At 64.8% G+C, this 16,764-nt stretch carries 14 protein-coding genes; 5 read left to right on the forward strand and 9 right to left on the reverse strand.

The genetic code is table 11. The features are described 5' to 3' along the window. The first annotated feature begins 18 nt into the window (after positions 1-18). The 3 genes from YUU_RS0147400 to uraD are packed head-to-tail and all read left to right on the forward strand — an operon-like array spanning position 19 to position 2,268. Complete coding sequence (locus YUU_RS0147400) at positions 19-432, forward strand: DUF3830 family protein (RefSeq protein WP_027528380.1); 414 nt, start codon at positions 19-21, stop codon at positions 430-432. Between the two features lies 1 nt (position 433). After that, on the forward strand, positions 434-1,369 hold the full coding sequence (gene puuE, locus YUU_RS0147405) for an allantoinase PuuE (RefSeq protein ID WP_027528381.1): 936 nt from the start codon (positions 434-436) through the stop codon (positions 1,367-1,369). 11 nt (positions 1,370-1,380) lie between these two features. Then, positions 1,381-2,268, forward strand: a complete 888-nt coding sequence (gene uraD, locus YUU_RS0147410) for a 2-oxo-4-hydroxy-4-carboxy-5-ureidoimidazoline decarboxylase (RefSeq protein ID WP_027528382.1) — start codon at positions 1,381-1,383, stop codon at positions 2,266-2,268. A 105-nt stretch (positions 2,269-2,373) separates the two neighbouring features. Here uraD and YUU_RS0147415 read toward each other — a convergent pair whose 3' ends face one another. After that, entirely contained in the window at positions 2,374-5,103 is a 2,730-nt protein-coding gene (locus YUU_RS0147415; protein WP_027528383.1) for a molybdopterin cofactor-binding domain-containing protein, read from the reverse strand. Continuing rightward, entirely contained in the window at positions 5,100-5,927 is an 828-nt protein-coding gene (locus YUU_RS0147420) for an FAD binding domain-containing protein (RefSeq protein WP_027528384.1), read from the reverse strand. The genes YUU_RS0147415 and YUU_RS0147420 overlap by 4 nt, the downstream gene beginning before the upstream one ends. 140 nt (positions 5,928-6,067) lie before the next feature. Between YUU_RS0147420 and YUU_RS0147425 the strand changes: the two genes are divergently transcribed. After that, positions 6,068-7,414 carry an 8-oxoguanine deaminase gene (locus YUU_RS0147425; RefSeq protein WP_027528385.1) on the forward strand — a complete coding sequence of 449 codons (1,347 nt, stop codon included), beginning with the start codon at positions 6,068-6,070 and terminating at the stop codon, positions 7,412-7,414. A 98-nt stretch (positions 7,415-7,512) separates the two neighbouring features. On the opposite strand, the gene YUU_RS0147430 is transcribed toward YUU_RS0147425, so the two are convergent. The 4 genes from YUU_RS0147430 to YUU_RS0147445 all read right to left on the reverse strand — a co-directional run bounded on the left by YUU_RS0147430 (position 7,513) and on the right by YUU_RS0147445 (position 12,213). Continuing rightward, positions 7,513-8,589 carry a BMP family ABC transporter substrate-binding protein gene (locus YUU_RS0147430; RefSeq protein ID WP_027528386.1) on the reverse strand — a complete coding sequence of 359 codons (1,077 nt, stop codon included), beginning with the start codon at positions 8,587-8,589 and terminating at the stop codon, positions 7,513-7,515. A 73-nt stretch (positions 8,590-8,662) separates the two neighbouring features. Further along, the gene (locus tag YUU_RS0147435; protein WP_027528387.1) at positions 8,663-9,580 is read right to left on the reverse strand and encodes an ABC transporter permease; all 918 of its coding nucleotides are present in this window, start codon (positions 9,578-9,580) and stop codon (positions 8,663-8,665) included. Further along, positions 9,567-10,658, reverse strand: a complete 1,092-nt coding sequence (locus YUU_RS0147440) for an ABC transporter permease (RefSeq protein WP_027528388.1) — start codon at positions 10,656-10,658, stop codon at positions 9,567-9,569. Before YUU_RS0147440 ends, YUU_RS0147435 begins: the two co-directional genes overlap by 14 nt. Further along, positions 10,642-12,213: an ABC transporter ATP-binding protein gene (locus tag YUU_RS0147445; protein ID WP_027528389.1), complete on the reverse strand. Its 1,572-nt coding sequence runs from the start codon at positions 12,211-12,213 to the stop codon at positions 10,642-10,644. Before YUU_RS0147445 ends, YUU_RS0147440 begins: the two co-directional genes overlap by 17 nt. Before the next feature lie 568 nt (positions 12,214-12,781). On the opposite strand from YUU_RS0147445, the gene YUU_RS0147450 reads away from it, so the two are divergent. Then, positions 12,782-13,888, forward strand: coding sequence for a hypothetical protein (locus YUU_RS0147450; protein WP_027528390.1), 1,107 nt, complete (start codon positions 12,782-12,784; stop codon positions 13,886-13,888). Positions 13,889-14,045: 157 nt separating this feature from the next. On the opposite strand, the gene YUU_RS0147455 is transcribed toward YUU_RS0147450, so the two are convergent. Genes YUU_RS0147455 through YUU_RS0147465 form a run of 3 tightly spaced genes read right to left on the reverse strand, consistent with a single transcriptional unit; the run spans position 14,046 to position 16,754 of the window. Continuing rightward, positions 14,046-14,528 carry a nucleoside deaminase gene (locus YUU_RS0147455; protein ID WP_027528391.1) on the reverse strand — a complete coding sequence of 161 codons (483 nt, stop codon included), beginning with the start codon at positions 14,526-14,528 and terminating at the stop codon, positions 14,046-14,048. 13 nt (positions 14,529-14,541) lie between these two features. Next, entirely contained in the window at positions 14,542-16,074 is a 1,533-nt protein-coding gene (locus tag YUU_RS0147460) for an ABC transporter ATP-binding protein (RefSeq protein ID WP_027528392.1), read from the reverse strand. Next, the gene (locus YUU_RS0147465) at positions 16,071-16,754 is read right to left on the reverse strand and encodes a cysteine hydrolase family protein (protein WP_027528393.1); all 684 of its coding nucleotides are present in this window, start codon (positions 16,752-16,754) and stop codon (positions 16,071-16,073) included. Before YUU_RS0147465 ends, YUU_RS0147460 begins: the two co-directional genes overlap by 4 nt. Positions 16,755-16,764: the final 10 nt, after the last annotated feature.

A 16,764-nucleotide genomic window follows, 5' to 3' on the forward strand; every position in this document is an offset into this window, starting at 1 on the left:
CCCACCTAGAGAGATGAGATGAGCAAACTCGTTATCCGCGCCGGCGATTTCACCTTCGATGCCCGTTTCGAGGAGCAGCTGGCGCCGAAAACCGTCGCCGCATTCCGCAAGGCCATGCCGTTCGAAAGCCACATCATCCACGTCCGCTGGAGCGGCGAGGGCGTGTGGATGCCGCTCGGCGACCTCGATTTCGGCGTCGGCTACGAGAACCACACCAGCTATCCCGCGCCGGGCCAGATCATCCTCTATCCCGGTGGCATCAGCGAGACCGAGATCCTGCTCGCCTATGGCGGCGTGCACTTCGCGAGCAAGATGGGCCAGCTCGCCGGCAACCACTTCATTACGCTGACCTCGGGCCTGGAGAATCTGGCGACGCTGGGCAAGAGCGTGTTGTGGAAGGGCGCCCTGCCGATCCGTTTCGAGGAAGTCTGATTTGTCGGAGCCCCGCTATCCCCGTGATCTGCGCGGCTATGGCCGCAACCCGCCGCATCCGCATTGGCCGGGTGGGGCCCGGGTCGCGGTGCAGTTCGTCGTCAATTTCGAGGAGGGGGGCGAGAACAACATTTTGCACGGCGACCGCGCCTCGGAAGCGTTCTTGTCCGACGTGCTGGGCGCGCAGCCCTGGCCCGGCCAGCGCCATGCCAACATCGAATCGATGTTCGAATATGGCTCGCGCGCCGGCTTCTGGCGGCTGTGGCGTATGTTCACGATGCGCAAATGGCCGACCACCGTGTTCGGGGTCGCCACCGCACTGAAGCGCAATCCGGAAATCGTTGCCGCGATGCAGGAGGCAGGCTGGGACATCGCCAGCCACAGCCTGAAATGGATCGAGCACAAGGACATGACCGAGGCGCAGGAACGCGCCGAGATCACCGAGTCCATCCACGTGCATACCGAAGCGACCGGCGCGCGGCCGCTCGGGTGGTACACCGGACGCTCCTCGATCAATACCAACAGGCTGCTGATGGAAGAGGGCGGCTTCCTCTATCTCTGCGACTCCTATGCCGACGATCTGCCCTATTGGATCAAGGCTGCGGGCCGCAAGCAGCTCGTCATTCCCTATACCCTCGACAACAACGACATGCGCTTCATCAACGCTCAGGGCTTTGCGGAGGGCGGGCAGTTCTTCACCTATCTCAAGGATGCCTTCGACGTGCTCTATGCCGAAGGCGAGAGCGCGCCGAAGATGATGTCGGTGGGCCTGCATTGCCGCCTGGTCGGCCGTCCCGGTCGCGCGGCGGGGCTGATGCGCTTCCTCGACTATATCGGCAACCACGAGCGCGTCTGGGTGCCGACGCGATTGCAGATCGCGCGTCACTGGCACGACAATCTCGCCCACCTAGCCGACGACGCGTTCGAGATTGGCTGAGGCGGGCGGCGATGTCGCAGGTCTCGCTCTCCGATCTCAACGCTGCTGGCAAGGCTGATTTCGTCGCGGCGCTTGCCAATATTTTTGAGCATTCGCCATGGATCGCCGAGCGGGTGGCAGACCAGCGGCCGTTCGCCGGCGTCAATCAGTTGTTCGCAGCGATGACGGCGGCGGTCGAAAGTGCCACGCCGGAGTTGCAGCTGGCGCTGATCAAGGCGCATCCCGATCTCGCCGACAAGACGCAGCGCGCGGCGAAACTGACAGCGGAATCCAACGCCGAGCAGAATAGCGTGGGGCTGGACCGGCTGTCGGACGCCGAATACACGGCGTTCGAGCGCGTCAACAGCGCCTACCGTGCTAAGTTCGGCATCCCCTATATCGTCTGCGTGCGCCGCCACACCAAGGATTCCATCCTGCGCGATTTCGAGCAGCGCCTCCCGAATGATGCCGAGACCGAGACACGCCGCTCGATCGCGGAGATCTGCCGGATCGCTGCGTTGCGGCTCGACCAGCTCGTGGTCGCCGATGATCGCCTGAAGGTCCACGGCCGGCTCTCGACCCATGTGCTCGACAATCACAACGGTAAGCCTGCGCCAGGGATCGCGGTCGAGCTCGTCGAGCTTGCCGCCCTTGGCGAAAGCCGCATCATCGCGCGCGCGGTGACCAACCATGACGGCCGTACCGATCAGCCGCTGATCGGCGGCCGGCCCCTGCCGATCGGCCGTTACGAACTCCGCTTCAGCGTCGGAAAATATTATGCCGAGCGCGGCGTACCGATGTCGGACCCGCCGTTCCTCGACGAAATCCCGCTGCGTTTTGCGATCAGCGAGCCAGAGGGCCACTATCACGTGCCACTGCTGGTCACGCCCTGGAGCTATTCGACCTATCGCGGCAGCTAGGCGCGAGCGCGCCGCTTCACCTCGATCCGCTTGCGGGGAGAGGTCGAAATTCAAGCGAAGCTTGAATTTCGGGTGAGGGGGATGGAGAGGGAGAGCAGCACCGAGCTAGTCGCCGAACTTTTCGTGCAGTGCCGGGAATAACCGGTCTGGCTTGAAGGGTGTCGACGTAAAACGAATGCCGGTGGCATCCGCAATGGCGTTGCCGAGCGCAGCGGAAACCGGATTGTACGGGCTCTCGCTCATCGACTTCGCGCCCATCGGCCCGATCGTGTCTGATGTCTCGGCGAAAAGCACCTCCGTGCGCGGCACGTCGGCGAAGGAGGGCAGGTGATAGTCGCGGAACTTGGCGTTGATGATGCGCCCCTGCGCATCGATCACCATCTCCTCATACATCGCGGCTCCCAAAGCTTGCGCCACGCCGCCCTCGACCTGGCCGCGGCACTGCATGGGGTTGGCGACGACGCCGGCATCGGCCGCCTGCACGCTCTTCAGGATCTTGATCTCGCCGGTGCCCTTGTTGACCGCCACGCGAAAACCCTGCACGTTGAATGCGACCGAGCGCGGCGTGCCCTGCGAATTGCCGCTCGCCGCGAGCACCTCGCCTTGCTCCTGCGCGTTTCTCACAAGCTCAGCAAATGAGATTCGTCTGACGCCGCTGACGACAGAATTGTCGTCGAGTGTGCAGCTCGCGGAATCGCACAGCCATGCCTCGGCCGCGGCAGCCTTCAACATGTTCGCAAGACGCTCCGCCGCCGCATGCGTCGCCTTGCCGGCAACGAAAATGCCGGCGCTGCCATAGGCGCCGGTGTCGTGACCGCCATGAGCCGTGTCGGATTGCTTGAGGCGGATGTTGTCCGCGGTGGTCGCGAGGGCGCTGGCCGCGATCTGCCGGTGCACCGTGCTGGTACCGTTGCCGAACTCGGCGGTGCCGACGGTGAGATCGAAGCCGCCGTCGTCGTTGAGCGTGATCATCGCGTCGGCGATATGCCCGGCAGGCGGCACGGTGTCGATCATGGTCAGCGCGATGCTCTCGCCAATCAGCCAGTCCGCCGACAAATCGGGCCGGGGCGCATCTGCCTGCATTGCGCGCTCGACAAGGTCGAGACACTGGTCGAGTCCGTAGGAGCCATACGCAACGTCATGATACTCCGACGGCGGCGGCGACAGCATGGGATCACCGGGCCTGACGACGTTGCGGCGGCGAATGTCGTATGGGCTGATGCCGAGCTGCCTTGCCAGCTCGTCGATCGCTGCTTCCACCGCGACCAGGGTCTGCGGCAGGCCATAGCCGCGAAATGCGCCCGCGGGCACCGTGTTGGTGTAGACGGCGACCGCGTCGACCTTCTTGTTCGGACAATTGTAGACGCTGATCGACTCGGCCACCGCGTGACCCAGCACCGGCCCGGCGTGATTGCCATAGGCGCCGGTGTTGGAGAGCACGTCGAGCTGGAGCGCGGTGAGCTTGCCGGCCGCATCGGCGCCGGCCTTGATGTGGACGCGCATCGGGTGGCGCGTCGAGGTCGCGATGAACTGCTCCTCGCGCGTGAGCTCGAGCTTGACGGGGCGTCCCGTCTTCAGCGCGGCGAGCGCCAAAATGTCCTCGACGAGCATCTCCTGCTTGCCGCCAAAGCCGCCGCCGACGCGCTCGCAGAACACGCGGACCTTGTCCATGGGCAGATTGAAAACGTCGGCCAGCGCCCGCCGCGTCAGGAACGGCACCTGCGTAGAGGAGCGGACGTTGAGCACGCCGGACGGATCGAGCCAGGCAAGTCCGCCATGCGTCTCGAGCGCAGCATGCTGCACCCGCTGGGTGGTGAAGGTGCCTTCGTACGTGACGGCTGATGCTGCAAGCGCTGCGGCGACGTCGCCGAACTCGCCATGCGTCTCCGCGACGATGTTGCGCTGGGCGTTGGCGACGCGATGTTCGGTGGTCCGGTCGGGATGCACGATCGGCGCGCCCGGCGCCATCGCCCGCTCGGGGTCGACGACGGCAGGCAGGATCTTGTAGTCCACCCTCAGCCGTCGGCATGCTTCCTCCGCAGCAGCCTCGCTTTCCGCCACGACGGCGGCGACCTTCTGGCCGATGAAGCGGACGACATCATCGAGGACGCGCGTGTCCTCGGGGTCCATCCAGTCCTTCTCGTGCCGCGCAGTCGAGAACAGGCGATCGGGCGCATCGTCATGCGTCAGCACCGCGTGGACGCCGGGAACGCTCAAGGCGGCCGTCTTGTCGATCGCGACGATCTTCGCATGCGGATGCGGTGAACGCAGGAGCCTGATGTGCAGGAGGCCCTCGATCTCGGTGTCAAATGTGTAGCGCGCCTTGCCGCGCACGATATCGGGACCGGCGGGCGCTGGAAGGCTGCGGCCGAATGCGCCGCCGGCCTCGACGACATCGTCAACATTGGTCCTGCCGTCGAGCGCATCCTCGATCGAACGATAGCCTGTGCAGCGGCAGATGTTGCCCTTCAGCGCCGCACCGAGATCGGTGCGCTGCGCCTGGTTCAACGACGCGCAGGTCAGAATCATCCCGGCGGTGCAGAAGCCACACTGAAAGCCTTGCGCGTCGAGAAAGGCCTGCTGCATCGGATGCGTGCCACCGTCGCCGCAGCCAAATCCCTCGATGGTGGTGATCGCGCGGCCCTCGGCGCGGAAGGCCGGGATCAAACAGCTATGCACGGGCTCGCCGTCGAGCAGCACCGCGCAGGCTCCGCAATCGCCGGCGTCGCAGCCTTTCTTGACGCCGAAATGGCCGAGCTCGCGCAGGAAAGTCCGCAGGCATTGGCCTGCGCGGGGCATTTGCGAAAACGGCTTGCCGTTGATCTCAAAACTCATGGCCGCGCGCTATCCAGCAACTCGCGACGGATCTCCTCGGCGAGCCGTAGCGTCATGTGCTTGCGCCAGAACGGCTTGCCGTGGATGTCGTCGTGGTAGAGGTCGTCGGTGATCTCGTGCGCGATGGCCGCGCGCAGTGCGTTCGCATCGGGCTGCTTCGGAAAGGACAACCGGATGGGGCGCACGGTCGAGGCGGTCACCGTCAGGTTCAGCGCACCATCGCCATCGAGATTGCCGATCAAGAGCGCCGCGGAGCGACCGACCGGCGTCAGCGAGATCTGGCGGAACGCCGAGCGGCGCTTCAGCCCCGCGAGGGGGATATCGATCTGCCGCAACAGATCGCCCGGCATCAGGCGGTTGCGCTGGTTGCCCGTGACGAAATCGAGGACCGAAATCTTCTGCTCGCCGCCGCCGGCCTTCCAGATCGTGCAGACGCCGTCGAGCGCCGCCGTCAGCGAGATCATCGGACCTGCCGGCAGCGACATGCAGAGATTGCCGCCGACGGTCGCCGTCTTCCAGATCTTGAACGAGGCGAGGAAGGCACGGCAGCATTGGCTGATCAGCGGTGCGGCCAGCCAGTCGGGCGGACAGGTCAGCGCATCGAGCTCTGCGATGGTGCAGGTGGCCGCGATCGTCAGATGGGTGTCGGTGATGGTCAGCGCCGGCCATTTGAGGTCGGCGAGATCGATCAACCGGGACAGGTGGGCCTGGGGCTCCGAGAACAGCCAGGTTCCGCCCGCGAGCCAAGCATCACCTGCCGTCCAAGCGGGCAGTTGCGCGCGGCTCGACGGATGGGCCACCGACGTGATGGTATTCAAGTCCATGAGTACGCCAACGCGTTGAATCGGATCTGTCGCTTGAAAAGGAGTCTTGCAAGTCCGGAGCCAAGTCGCAACAAGGACGCAAGCGGCTGGCCCTCGCCTTGCAGGCCAAAATGCCGGCCGACGTCAGGAGAAACGGGATCATGGATAATGCAAAGCCGGTCTGGATCAAGGATCCGCTCGCCATCCTCGCCGACGGTGCCGAGCGCGGCTTCGTGGTGCAGGATGGGCGGATCGTCGAGCTTGTGCCCGCCGGCGGCAAGCCCGCAGCGGACGCCGCGGTCTTCGAGGCGGGCGAGCATGTCGTGCTGCCCGGGTTGATCAACACGCATCATCACTTCTACCAGACGCTGACGCGCGCGCTGCCGGCGGCGATGGACCGCGAGCTGTTTCCCTGGCTCAAGGCGCTCTATCCCGTGTGGGCGCGAATGACGCCGGAGGCGCTCCAGCTCGGCGTCACCGTGGCGATGTCGGAGCTGCTGCTGTCGGGCTGCACCACCACGACGGATCATCACTATGTGTTCCCCGCGGGGCTGGAAGATGCGGTCGACATCGAGGTCGCCGTTGCAAAGCGGCTTGGCGTGCGCGTGCTGCTGACGCGCGGCTCGATGAACCTGTCGCAGCGCGACGGTGGCCTGCCGCCTGATAGCGTGGTGCAGGACGAGGACACCATCCTCGCCGACAGCGCGCGTGTGGTCGCAAAGCATCACCAGCGCGGAGCGGATGCGATGGTGCAGATCGCGCTGGCGCCATGCTCGCCATTCTCGGTGACGACGTCGCTGATGCGCGCCACCGCCGATCTCGCCGACAGGCTCGACGTCCGCCTGCACACCCATCTTGCCGAGACCGAGGACGAGAACAGGTTTTGCGAGCAGATGTATGGCTGCCGTCCGCTCGATTATCTCGAGCAGTGCGGCTGGCTCAATGCGCGCAGCTGGCTCGCTCACGGCATCTTCTTCAATGCCGACGAGATGAAGCGGCTGGGCAAGGCGAAGACCACCATCAGCCACTGCGCCTGCAGCAACCAGCTTCTCGCGTCCGGCTGCTGCCCCGTCTGCGAGATGGAGGAGGCTGGCGTCGGCATCGGCCTCGGGGTGGATGGTTCTGCCTCCAACGATGCGTCCAATCTGATGCAGGAGGTGCGCTCCGCGTTCCTGCTCCAGCGTGCCCGCTACGGCGTGACGAAGATCAGCCACAAGGACGCGCTGCGCTGGGCCACCAAGGGCTCGGCCGCCTGCGTCGGCCGTCCCGAGCTCGGTGAGATCGCTGTCGGCAAGGCCGCAGATCTCGCGCTCTACAAGCTCGACGAGCTGCGTTTCTCGGGCCATGGCGATCCGATTGCCGCCGTCGTGCTTTGCGGCGCGCATCGGGCTGATCGGGTGATGGTCGCGGGCAAATGGGCCGTGGTCGACGGGGCGATCCCGGGCCTGGACGTCGCCGATCTGATCCGCCGCCATAGCGCCGCAGCCCGCGCGATGCAGGCGGGATGAAATAAGAGGGGGCAACCACCATTGCCGGGTATTGGTGGCTACCCCCTCCTGACCTCCTCCGGGAGGGAGCAGGTGATTTTAGCAAAGCAAGAAGCGTGCTACTTGCCCGGAACCTTGTCGTCGATGCCCTTGACGTAGAAGTTCATGCCGAGGATCTGGCCGTCATCGAGGTGATCGCCGCCCTTGCATTCGACTTCCTTGCCATCCTGCCCAACCACCGGGCACTTGAACGGATGCAGCTTGCCGGCAGTGATCGCGGCCTGGGCATCCTCTGCCAGCTTTTTCACATCGTCGGGCATATTGGTGTAGGGCGCCATCGCGAACATGTGGCTGTCGAGCCCGCCCCAGGTGTCCTCGGACTTCCAGGTGCCGTCGAGCTCGGCCTTGACGCGCGCAATATAGTAGGGGCCCCAGGTATCCAGGATCGAGGTGAGCTGGGCCTTGGGCCCGAACTTGATCATCTCGGAATCCTGGCCGAAGGCGAGCTTGCCGCGCTCGGCCGCGATCTGCATTGCCGCCGGCGAGTCCGTGTGCTGCATGATCACGTCGGCACCCTGGTCGAGCAGCGCCTTGGCGGCGTCAGCCTCCTTGCCCGGATCGAACCAGGTGTTGGCCCAGATGATTTTGACCTTGATGTTCGGGTTGATGGTCTGCGCCGCGAGGATCGTCGCGTTGATGCCGGAGACAACCTCCGGAATCGGGAACGAACCGATATAGCCGAGCACGCCGGTCTTGGACATCTTGGCCGCGATCAGGCCCTGGATGTAGCGGCCCTGGTACCATTTCGACGAATAGGTCGACATGTTCTTGTCGCGCTTGTAACCGGTGGCGTGCTCAAAATGCACGTTCGGATATTTCTTGGCGACCTTCAGCGTCGGGTCCATGTAACCGAACGACGTGGTGAAGATCAGCTTGTTGCCGGCGCGGACGAGCTGCTCGATGGCGCGCTCGGCGTCGGGACCTTCGGGGACGTTCTCGAGATAGGTGGTCTCGATCTTGTCGCCGAGCTCCTTCTCGAGCGCCAGGCGCCCTTGATCGTGCTGGTAGGTCCAGCCGAGATCGCCAATCGGGCCAAGGTAAATGAAGCCGACCTTCAGCTTGTCGGCGGCGGAGGCAGCGCTGACGCTTCCGGCAAGCAAGAGCCCGGCAGCCAGCGCAACAAGTGTTTTCCTCATCATCAATCTCCAAACAGTCGGGGAAAGCCACACCGCTTCGTGCGCGCCCCATCGCGCACGAAGCGGAAGTCCATCAACGATCGGGCACGAACACGGTGCCAAGCGCGGCCGGCGCGGTCGAGCCGCCGGTGCGCGCACGGGACAACAGAACCAGGACGATCACGGTTGCGAGGTACGGCAGCGCCGACATGAACTGCGAGGGAATGCCGATGCCCCAGCCCTGTGCGTGCAGCTGCAGGATGGTCACCGCGCCGAACAGGTAGGCGCCGACGACGAGCCGCCCGGGCCGCCACGACGAGAACACCACCAGCGCGAGCGCGATCCAGCCGCGGCCCGCGGTCATGCCGGGAATGAAGAAGGGCGTGTAGGCGAGGGGCAGATAGGCACCGGCGAGTCCCGCACAGGCGCCGCCGAACATCACCGCAAGGGTCCGGATGCGCAGCACGGGATAGCCGAGCGCATGCGCGGAGACGTGGTTGTCGCCGCAGGCACGCAGGATCAAACCGGCGCGCGTCCGGTACAGGAACCGCCAGACGCCGACGATCAGCGCGATCGAGAGATAGACGAAGGCGTCCTCGCCGAACAGCACGCGGCCGATCAGCGGAATGTCGGTGAGGAGGGGAATGTAGAGATGCGGCGCCGGCGTGATGCGCTCGCCGACGAAGCCTGCGCCGATCAGGCCCGAGAGCCCGATGCCGAGGATGGTCAGCGCGAGACCGGTCGCGACCTGGTTGACGGCAAGGCCGAGCGCCATCAGCGCGAAGACCAGCGACATCAGCGTGCCCGCAATGATGCCGCAGATCGCGCCAATGATGATCGAGCCGGTCAGCCAGGCGCCGGCAAAGCCGCAGGCCGCGCCCATGATCATCATGCCCTCGACGCCGAGGTTGAGGACGCCGGAGCGCTCGGTCACAAGCTCGCCCGTCGCCGCGATCAAGAGCGGCGTCGAGGCGGCAAGCACCGACAGGATGATGGCTTCAACCAGTTCCACGGGCCACCTGACGGTTCGGGAAGACCAGCCGGAAACGGTAGAGGATCAGGGAATCGCAGGCGAGCACGTAGAACAGCAAAATGCCCTGAAAAACCTTGGTGACATCGAGCGGGATTTTCATTGCGATCTGCGCCTGCTCGCCGCCGATGAAGGTCAATGCAAGGAAAAGGCCTGCAATTAATATTCCAATCGGATTCAACCGGCCGAGGAAAGCGACGATGATGGCGGTAAATCCGTAGCCGGGCGAGATGCCGGGTTGCAGATGCCCGACGGGACCGGCGACCTCGATGATGCCGGCAAGGCCGGCCAGGGCGCCCGAGACGGCGAAGGTCAGGATGATCAACTGGTTGGCGTTGAAGCCGCCGAACCGCGCCGCGCGCGGCGCAGCGCCGACCACGCGGATCTCGAAACCCTTGATGGTTCGTCCCAGCAGCACCGCCGCTGCCGCTACGACCAGAAGTGCGATGATCGAGCCGAGATGTAGCCGGCCGCCTTCGATGAGGAGCGGCACGGTTGCGACTGGATCGAACTCGGCCGTGGTCGGGAAATTAAATCCGTGCGGATCGCGCCAGGGGCCACGCACCAGATAATCGAGGAAGAGGTCGGCGACATAGACCAGCATCAGACTGGTCAGGATTTCGCTGGCGCCGAACTTCACCTTGCAGATCGCGGGGATCAGCGCGTAGAGCGCGCCGGCGATGGCGCCGAGCAAGAGCATCACCGGCAGCACCCAAGCGCCGGCGTCGGTGCCCTGCGTCTTCACCGCGATCCAGCTTCCCGCGACCGCGCCGATCAGGAACTGGCCCTCGGCGCCGATGTTCCAGGCATTGGCGAGATAACAGAGCGACAGCCCGATCGCGATCATCACCAGCGGCGTTGCCTTCACCGCGATCTCCTGGAGCGAATAGCCGTCGGTCAGAGGCGCGATGAAGTACGCATGGAGAGCAAGGAGTGGATTCTTGCCGAGGACCGCGAACAGGATGCTCATCGTCGCGATCGTCAGGCCGATCGCGATCAGCGGTGAAGCCAGGGCGATCGTGTTGGAACGCTCGGCGCGCTTCTCAAGCACGAGCTGCATGCGCGACCTCCTTCTGGTCCAGGCTGCTGCCGCCCATCAACAGGCCAAGCTTTTCACGCGTCGCTTCGCCGGCTGCGAGTGGTACCGACATCCGGCCGTGGAACATCACGGCGATGCGATCGGCGATCTCGGCGAGCTCGTCGAGATCCTGGCTCGTCACCAGCACCGCCGCGCCGCTGGCGGCGAGATCCAGGAGCGCCTGGCGGATGATGGCGGCCGCGCCTGCATCCACGCCCCAGGTCGGCTGGCTTACCACTAGCACGGCCGGGTTGCGCAGGATCTCGCGGCCGACGATGAATTTTTGCAGATTGCCGCCGGAGAGGCTTGCCGCTTCCGGATCGCGCTTGGCCTTGCGTACGTCGAAGGTCTTGGTCGCCTTGTCGACCGTTTTCAGCGTGGCCGCCGTATCAATGAAGCCGTGCCTGACCATGCCGCTTGCGGCGTGGCCTGTCAGCAGGGCATTTTCCGACAATCGCATCCGCGGCGCGGTGCCGTGGCCGAGCCGCTCCTCTGGGACGAAGGCCGCGCCCAGCTTGCGGCGCAGGGTGATCGACAAATGTCCGGCGGCGATGCCTTCGATCACCACCGTGCCCGGATCTTTCGCCAGCCGCTCGCCCGACAAAGCGGCGAAGAGCTCGTCCTGACCGTTGCCGGCGACGCCTGCGATACCCAGGATCTCGCCGCCCTTGAGCTCGAGCGAGATGTGCTCGAGCCGCACGCCGTGCGGCTCGTCGGGCGCAAGCGTGAGATCATTGACGACGAGCCGCGGCACCGTGGTCTGCCGGCTGGCCGCGGCCTTGACCTCCTTGATCTCGCCGCCGACCATCATGCGGGCGAGCGAGGCTGCAGTCTCTTGCCGCGGATTGCAGGTCGCAACCTTCTTGCCGCCGCGCAGGATGGTGGCGGTGTCGCACAGCCGTTTCACCTCTTCGAGCTTGTGGCTGATGTAGAGGATGGCGCGGCCTTCGGCCTTGAGGCGTTCGAGCACGATGAAGAGCTGGTCGGCCTCCTGCGGCGTCAGCACGGCGGTCGGCTCGTCAAGGATCAGGAAATTGGGATTTTGCATCAGGGCGCGCACGATCTCGATGCGCTGGCGCTCGCCGACCGACAACTGCCAGACCTCGCGCCTGGGATCGAGCGGCAGGCCGTAAGTCTTCGATACCTGCTCCAGCCGCGCCGACATGTCCTTGAAGGATTCCTTGCCGTCGAGCCCGAGCGCGACGTTCTCGGCGACGGTGAGATTCTCGAACAGCGAGAAATGCTGGAACACCATGCCGATGCCGCGGCTGCGGGCTTCCGACGGGCCGGACAGCACGATGCGCTCGCCCTGCCAGCGAATCTCGCCGGCGCTTGGCTGGATCAGGCCGTAGATCGCCTTGACCAGCGTCGACTTGCCGGCGCCGTTCTCGCCGAGCAGGGCATGGATCTCCTTAGGGAAGATATCAATGTCGATCGACGCGTTGGCGAGGAAGTCGCCATAGCGCTTGGTGAGCCCGATCGTCTGGAGCAGCGGTGGCTCCCTGGTATGCAGGCTGTTGGGCATCGCGTCTGACATTCGCCGTCACGTGGGTCGGGTAAAAGTGCCTCTGCCTCAATAGTGGGCTAGTTTGATCCGCCGCGTAAGTAGCGAAAAAACGTCATGCCTTGCTCAACGCTTCGGCAAACGAGAGGATTCGCCGTCCATTCGCGATTCTCGAGCGGCAGTTCTAGCGAGTCCGTAGTTGTGCGGTAAGTGTCTGTTGCAAATTTGTGACGGTTTAAACCAATTCGGAACCGCCCTGTGCAGCCTTGATGCCAAGTTGGGCAACCGACGCGTTTCGCCCTGCATGCTTTGCGCAGACGCGGTGAAGCCGCGGGTTCGGGCTCAGCGTGTCGTTTTTTGCCGAGCACAAAAGGCAAAGAAAAACAATCGGGAAACTCTGGCAGGGGCTTGCGCAACGCGCCCAGGCGAAGCGCGTTGCCGCGTATCGAAGCGAGCGAAAAAATCCTGATCCTCGCGCGCCTTCTGCCGAAACCTGCAGCAAGCGCTGAAACAAGTTGAGGCTTCTCACCTCCGGGGAACGGCGCAAGTGTCGCACCCAACGGGGCTTGCTTTCTAAGCTTCAACATTGGGGGTGTTCAGGATGTCGTTTCGTTTCACGGCAATTGCAGCAACGGCGCTGTCTCTTGCTACGCTAGCCACCGGCGGCTTGGCTCATGCGGCGGATCTTCCGGTCAAGGCCGCCAAGAAGACAACGGACCTTCCGTTCTTCCTGGTGATCGATGACCGGGTGTCGTTCTCGTATATGCCGAAGGGCACCGACCCCGGCATGTGGAGCGTCAACCCGAACGGCACCATCAACGGCACAACGCCCAAGCAGGTCTATTCCTTCACCCATTTCGACCTCTGGGCCTACGGTACCAACTTCTTCACCATCTCGATGTTCAAGTCGGGTCATAACGACCCCGCCAGCCCTTGCGTCGCGCCCGGCGTGACCATCACCGGCGGCGCCGCCGACTGCGCCGGCGCGACCGAGATCTACGGCCTGTTCCGCTCGACCTTCGGCTGGAACGAGCTGTTCAACACCAAGGCCTTCACCGCCGGCCCGCTGCACAACATCTCGTTCGAAGTCGGTATGGACGGCAACACCGAGAACAACTTCCTCGCGCCCGCCAAGCGCGATGTCGTCGCCGGTCTGCAGTTCGCCTTCGATCTTCCCTACAAGGGCTACGTCAACGTCGCGCCTTTGATGTACTGGGAGTTCTCGAACCACAACGCCTTCACCCAGTGCGGCCTGTTCGTTGCCGGGCCGGCGGGCGTCGTCTGTAACTCGGACGGCAACGTCAGCTACAACCCGACCTGGGCGGTCGAGATCAACTACTACATGGATCTCGGCTTCCTGCCGCCGAACATGCAGTACTGGTCGATCAGCGGCCGCGCCGGCTGGTACGGTCCGAAGGGCGACTCCAACGGCCTTCCTGCGCTCTCGGGCGTCGGCCGGTTCTCCACCGCGTCCAAGACCGAGCTGAACAGCGAGCCGATCCGCCTGACCTTCGACGCCTCGAAGGCGGCATGGGGTGACAAGTACTCGCACTTCGTCGACCTCTGGGTCGCCTACCGCTACTGGCAGAACAAGTTCGGCCTCGACCACAACGCCATGCCGGGCGTCTGCACCGTCGCCGCCACCGGTCAGAGCACCAAGACCTGCACCGAATCCACGGTCTATGGTGGTGTCACTCTGAAGTTCTGATCGGCTGAACTGCGTAGGGTGTGCAAAGCCAAGAGGGCGCGCGAACGCGCGCCCGATGGCGTGCCACCACTTCTGTCGCAATCGTGGAGAGATGGTGGGCACGGCGCGCGAAGAGCGCGCCTTTGCCCACCCTACGATTCCGGGTTTGCTGCGATCGCTACCTCGTCCACACGCCGTCGTGCAGGGCTTCGGCTTCGTCTTCCAGGAGCGGGCCGACGACTTCGGTCGGGCGCTGACCGCTGGCGAAGACTTCGCGGCAGGGCAGATCGAGGGTCGGGTTCTCCGGGTGATTGCCGGTGACGCCGCGCAGGCGGTGCTCGCTCAAGGCATAGACCACGCGGCCGATGCCGGCCCAGTAGATCGCGCCGGCGCACATTGCGCAGGGCTCGGCGGAGGAGTAGAGCGTCGCCTTGGCCAGCACCTCACGGCCCTGCGTGCGGCAGGCCTGCGTCGCAGCAAGACGTTCGGCATGGGCGGTGCCGTCATGGTCCGGCATGTAGCCGTTCTCGGCCTCGATCAGCACGTTGCCGTCGACATCGACCACGAGGCAGCCGAACGGGTGGTTGCCATGGGTGAGGGAGCGGCGGGCGACCTCAAACGACAGGCGCAAGAAGTGCTCGTCGCGCTCAGATCCGCTCATCGCTGCTCCGCGGTTAATGTCCCGCCATGTGTCGGCCGACCACGGTGAGGTCGGCTTCGCTGGTCCGTGCTTCATACACGAATTCGCCGTGGAACATCACCACCAAGCGGTCGGACAGTTCGAGCAATTCGTCGAGATCCTCGCTGACCAGCAGCACCGCCGCGCCGCGATTGCGCGCCGCCATGATTTCGGCGTGGATCTGCGCGACCGCCGCGAAATCGAGGCCGAAGCAGGGATTGGCCGCGATCAGCACCTCGACGTCGCCGCCGAGCTCGCGCGCAAGCACCGCGCGCTGGACGTTGCCGCCTGACAGCGCCGAGATCGGCGTCTCCGGCGTACGAGTCTTGATCTTGTATTGTGCGATCTTCTTCCTGGCGTCATCGCGGAAGGCGCCGCGGTTGAGCCACCAGCCGAGGCTCGCAAAGGGCGCGCGGTCGAACTCGCGGAAGGCGATGTTGTCGGCGACGCTCATGCCGCCGACACAGGCGTTCTTGAGCGGCTCCTCCGGCAACAGTGACATCTTGTGCCGGCGCATCTCCTCGCGGCGCGCGTGATAGGGATCGCCGGCGACGCGGATTTCGCCGCTCTCGGGGTTGCGCTGGCCGGCCAGCACCTCCACGAGCTGGCGCTGGCCGTTGCCGGAGACACCGGCGATGCCGACGATCTCGCCGGCCCGCACCGTAAGGGAGACGTCGTGCACAGCAATGGCGCCGGCATCGTCGAGCGCGCGGACCTTTGCCAGCTCCAGCCGCGCCTGGCCTGTTTCGCCGGCACGCGGGGGCTGCACTGTCAACTGCTCGGCGCCGATCATGGTGCGCGCCATGGCGTCGGGCGTGAGCTCGGCAACCTTGCCCTGGCCGGCGAGCTTGCCGCGCCGCAGGATCGTCACCTCATCGGCGAAGGCCATGACCTCGCGGAATTTGTGCGTGATCATCAGGATCGTCAGCTCTCCCTTGACCACCATGTCACGGAGCATGCCGAGCACCTCGTCGGCTTCGGCCGGCGTCAGCACCGAGGTCGGCTCGTCCAGGATCAGGAAGCGCCGCTTCAGATAGAGCTGCTTGAGGATCTCGCATTTCTGCCGCTCGCCGGCGGAGATGTCGGAGACCTTCGCGTTGAGCGGCACCTTGAATGGCATCCGCGCCAGAAATGCTTCGAGCTCCTTCTTCTCTTTGCTCCAATCCACCACTGCTGGAACATCGTCGCGCGCGAGCACGAGATTCTCGGCAACCGTCATCGCCGGCACCAGGGTAAAATGCTGGTAGACCATGCCGAGCCCGAGCGCGTGCGCGTCCTTGGGATTGCCGATCGCCTGCTGGCGGCCGCCGATCAGAATGTCGCCTTCGGTGGCGTGGTAGTAGCCCATGATGCATTTGACGAGCGTCGACTTGCCGGCGCCGTTCTCGCCGAGCAGCGCGTGAAACGAGCCGGGACGCACCTTCAGATCGACATTGTCCAGCGCCAGGAAGTCGCCGAAGCGCATGGTCATGGCGAGCGCGTCGACGCCGAAGGCACCACTCGGCGGAGGTATTTCGCCGATGATCACGAGATCGCCCCCATCAGGGCGTCGGAGGTCGCGACCGCGCCGAACACGCCGCCCTGCATCTTGATCATCTTCAGTGCGTGGTCGTGATTGCCCTTGTCGGTCGCGCCGCAGCAGTCATGCAGCAATACGCATTCGAAGCCGCGGTCGTTGGCCTCGCGCATGGTGGTGTGGACGCAGACGTCGGTGGTGATGCCGGTCAGCACGATGTTGTCGATGCCGCGCACGCGCAGGATCAATTCGAGATCGGTGGCGCAGAACGAGCCCTTGCCGGGCTTGTCGATGATGGGCTCGCCCGGCATCGGCGCGAGCTCGGGGATGATGTCCCAGCCGGGCTCGCCGCGCACGAGAATGCGGCCGCACGGGCCGGCATCGCCGATGCCGGCGCCAATCTGCCGCGAGCGCCAGCGCTTGTTGGCGGGCAGATCAGAGAGGTCGGCGCGATGGCCTTCGCGGGTATGGATGATGTGGAAGCCCTGTTTGCGCATCACCGCGAGCAGCTTCTTGATCGGCTCGATCGGCGCCCGCGTCAGCGAGAGATCGTAGCCCATCTTGTCGACATAGCCGCCGACGCCGCAGAAATCGGTCTGCATGTCGATGATGACGAGCGCCGTGTTCTCGGGTCGCAGATCGCCGTTATAGGGCCAGGCGTAGGGCTCGGACTTGATATGGCGCTCGGGCATGGCTTCGTCC

The organism is Bradyrhizobium sp. Ec3.3, from assembly GCF_000472925.1.
Lineage (GTDB): Bacteria > Pseudomonadota > Alphaproteobacteria > Rhizobiales > Xanthobacteraceae > Bradyrhizobium.

Excerpts from the sequence above, each read along its gene's own strand:
- YUU_RS0147440 (WP_027528388.1), bottom strand. The coding sequence starts at position 10,658 with ATGCAGCTCGTGCTTGAGAAGCGCGCCGAGCGTTCCAACACGATCGCC.
- YUU_RS0147455 (WP_027528391.1), bottom strand. The coding sequence starts at position 14,528 with ATGAGCGGATCTGAGCGCGACGAGCACTTCTTGCGCCTGTCGTTTGAG.
- YUU_RS0147445 (WP_027528389.1), bottom strand. The coding sequence starts at position 12,213 with ATGTCAGACGCGATGCCCAACAGCCTGCATACCAGGGAGCCACCGCTG.
- YUU_RS0147425 (WP_027528385.1), top strand. The coding sequence starts at position 6,068 with ATGGATAATGCAAAGCCGGTCTGGATCAAGGATCCGCTCGCCATCCTC.
- YUU_RS0147415 (WP_027528383.1), bottom strand. The coding sequence starts at position 5,103 with ATGAGTTTTGAGATCAACGGCAAGCCGTTTTCGCAAATGCCCCGCGCA.
- YUU_RS0147430 (WP_027528386.1), bottom strand. The coding sequence starts at position 8,589 with ATGAGGAAAACACTTGTTGCGCTGGCTGCCGGGCTCTTGCTTGCCGGA.
- YUU_RS0147450 (WP_027528390.1), top strand. The coding sequence starts at position 12,782 with ATGTCGTTTCGTTTCACGGCAATTGCAGCAACGGCGCTGTCTCTTGCT.
- YUU_RS0147400 (WP_027528380.1), top strand. The coding sequence starts at position 19 with ATGAGCAAACTCGTTATCCGCGCCGGCGATTTCACCTTCGATGCCCGT.
- YUU_RS0147465 (WP_027528393.1), bottom strand. The coding sequence starts at position 16,754 with ATGCCCGAGCGCCATATCAAGTCCGAGCCCTACGCCTGGCCCTATAAC.
- YUU_RS0147420 (WP_027528384.1), bottom strand. The coding sequence starts at position 5,927 with ATGGACTTGAATACCATCACGTCGGTGGCCCATCCGTCGAGCCGCGCG.
- uraD (WP_027528382.1), top strand. The coding sequence starts at position 1,381 with ATGTCGCAGGTCTCGCTCTCCGATCTCAACGCTGCTGGCAAGGCTGAT.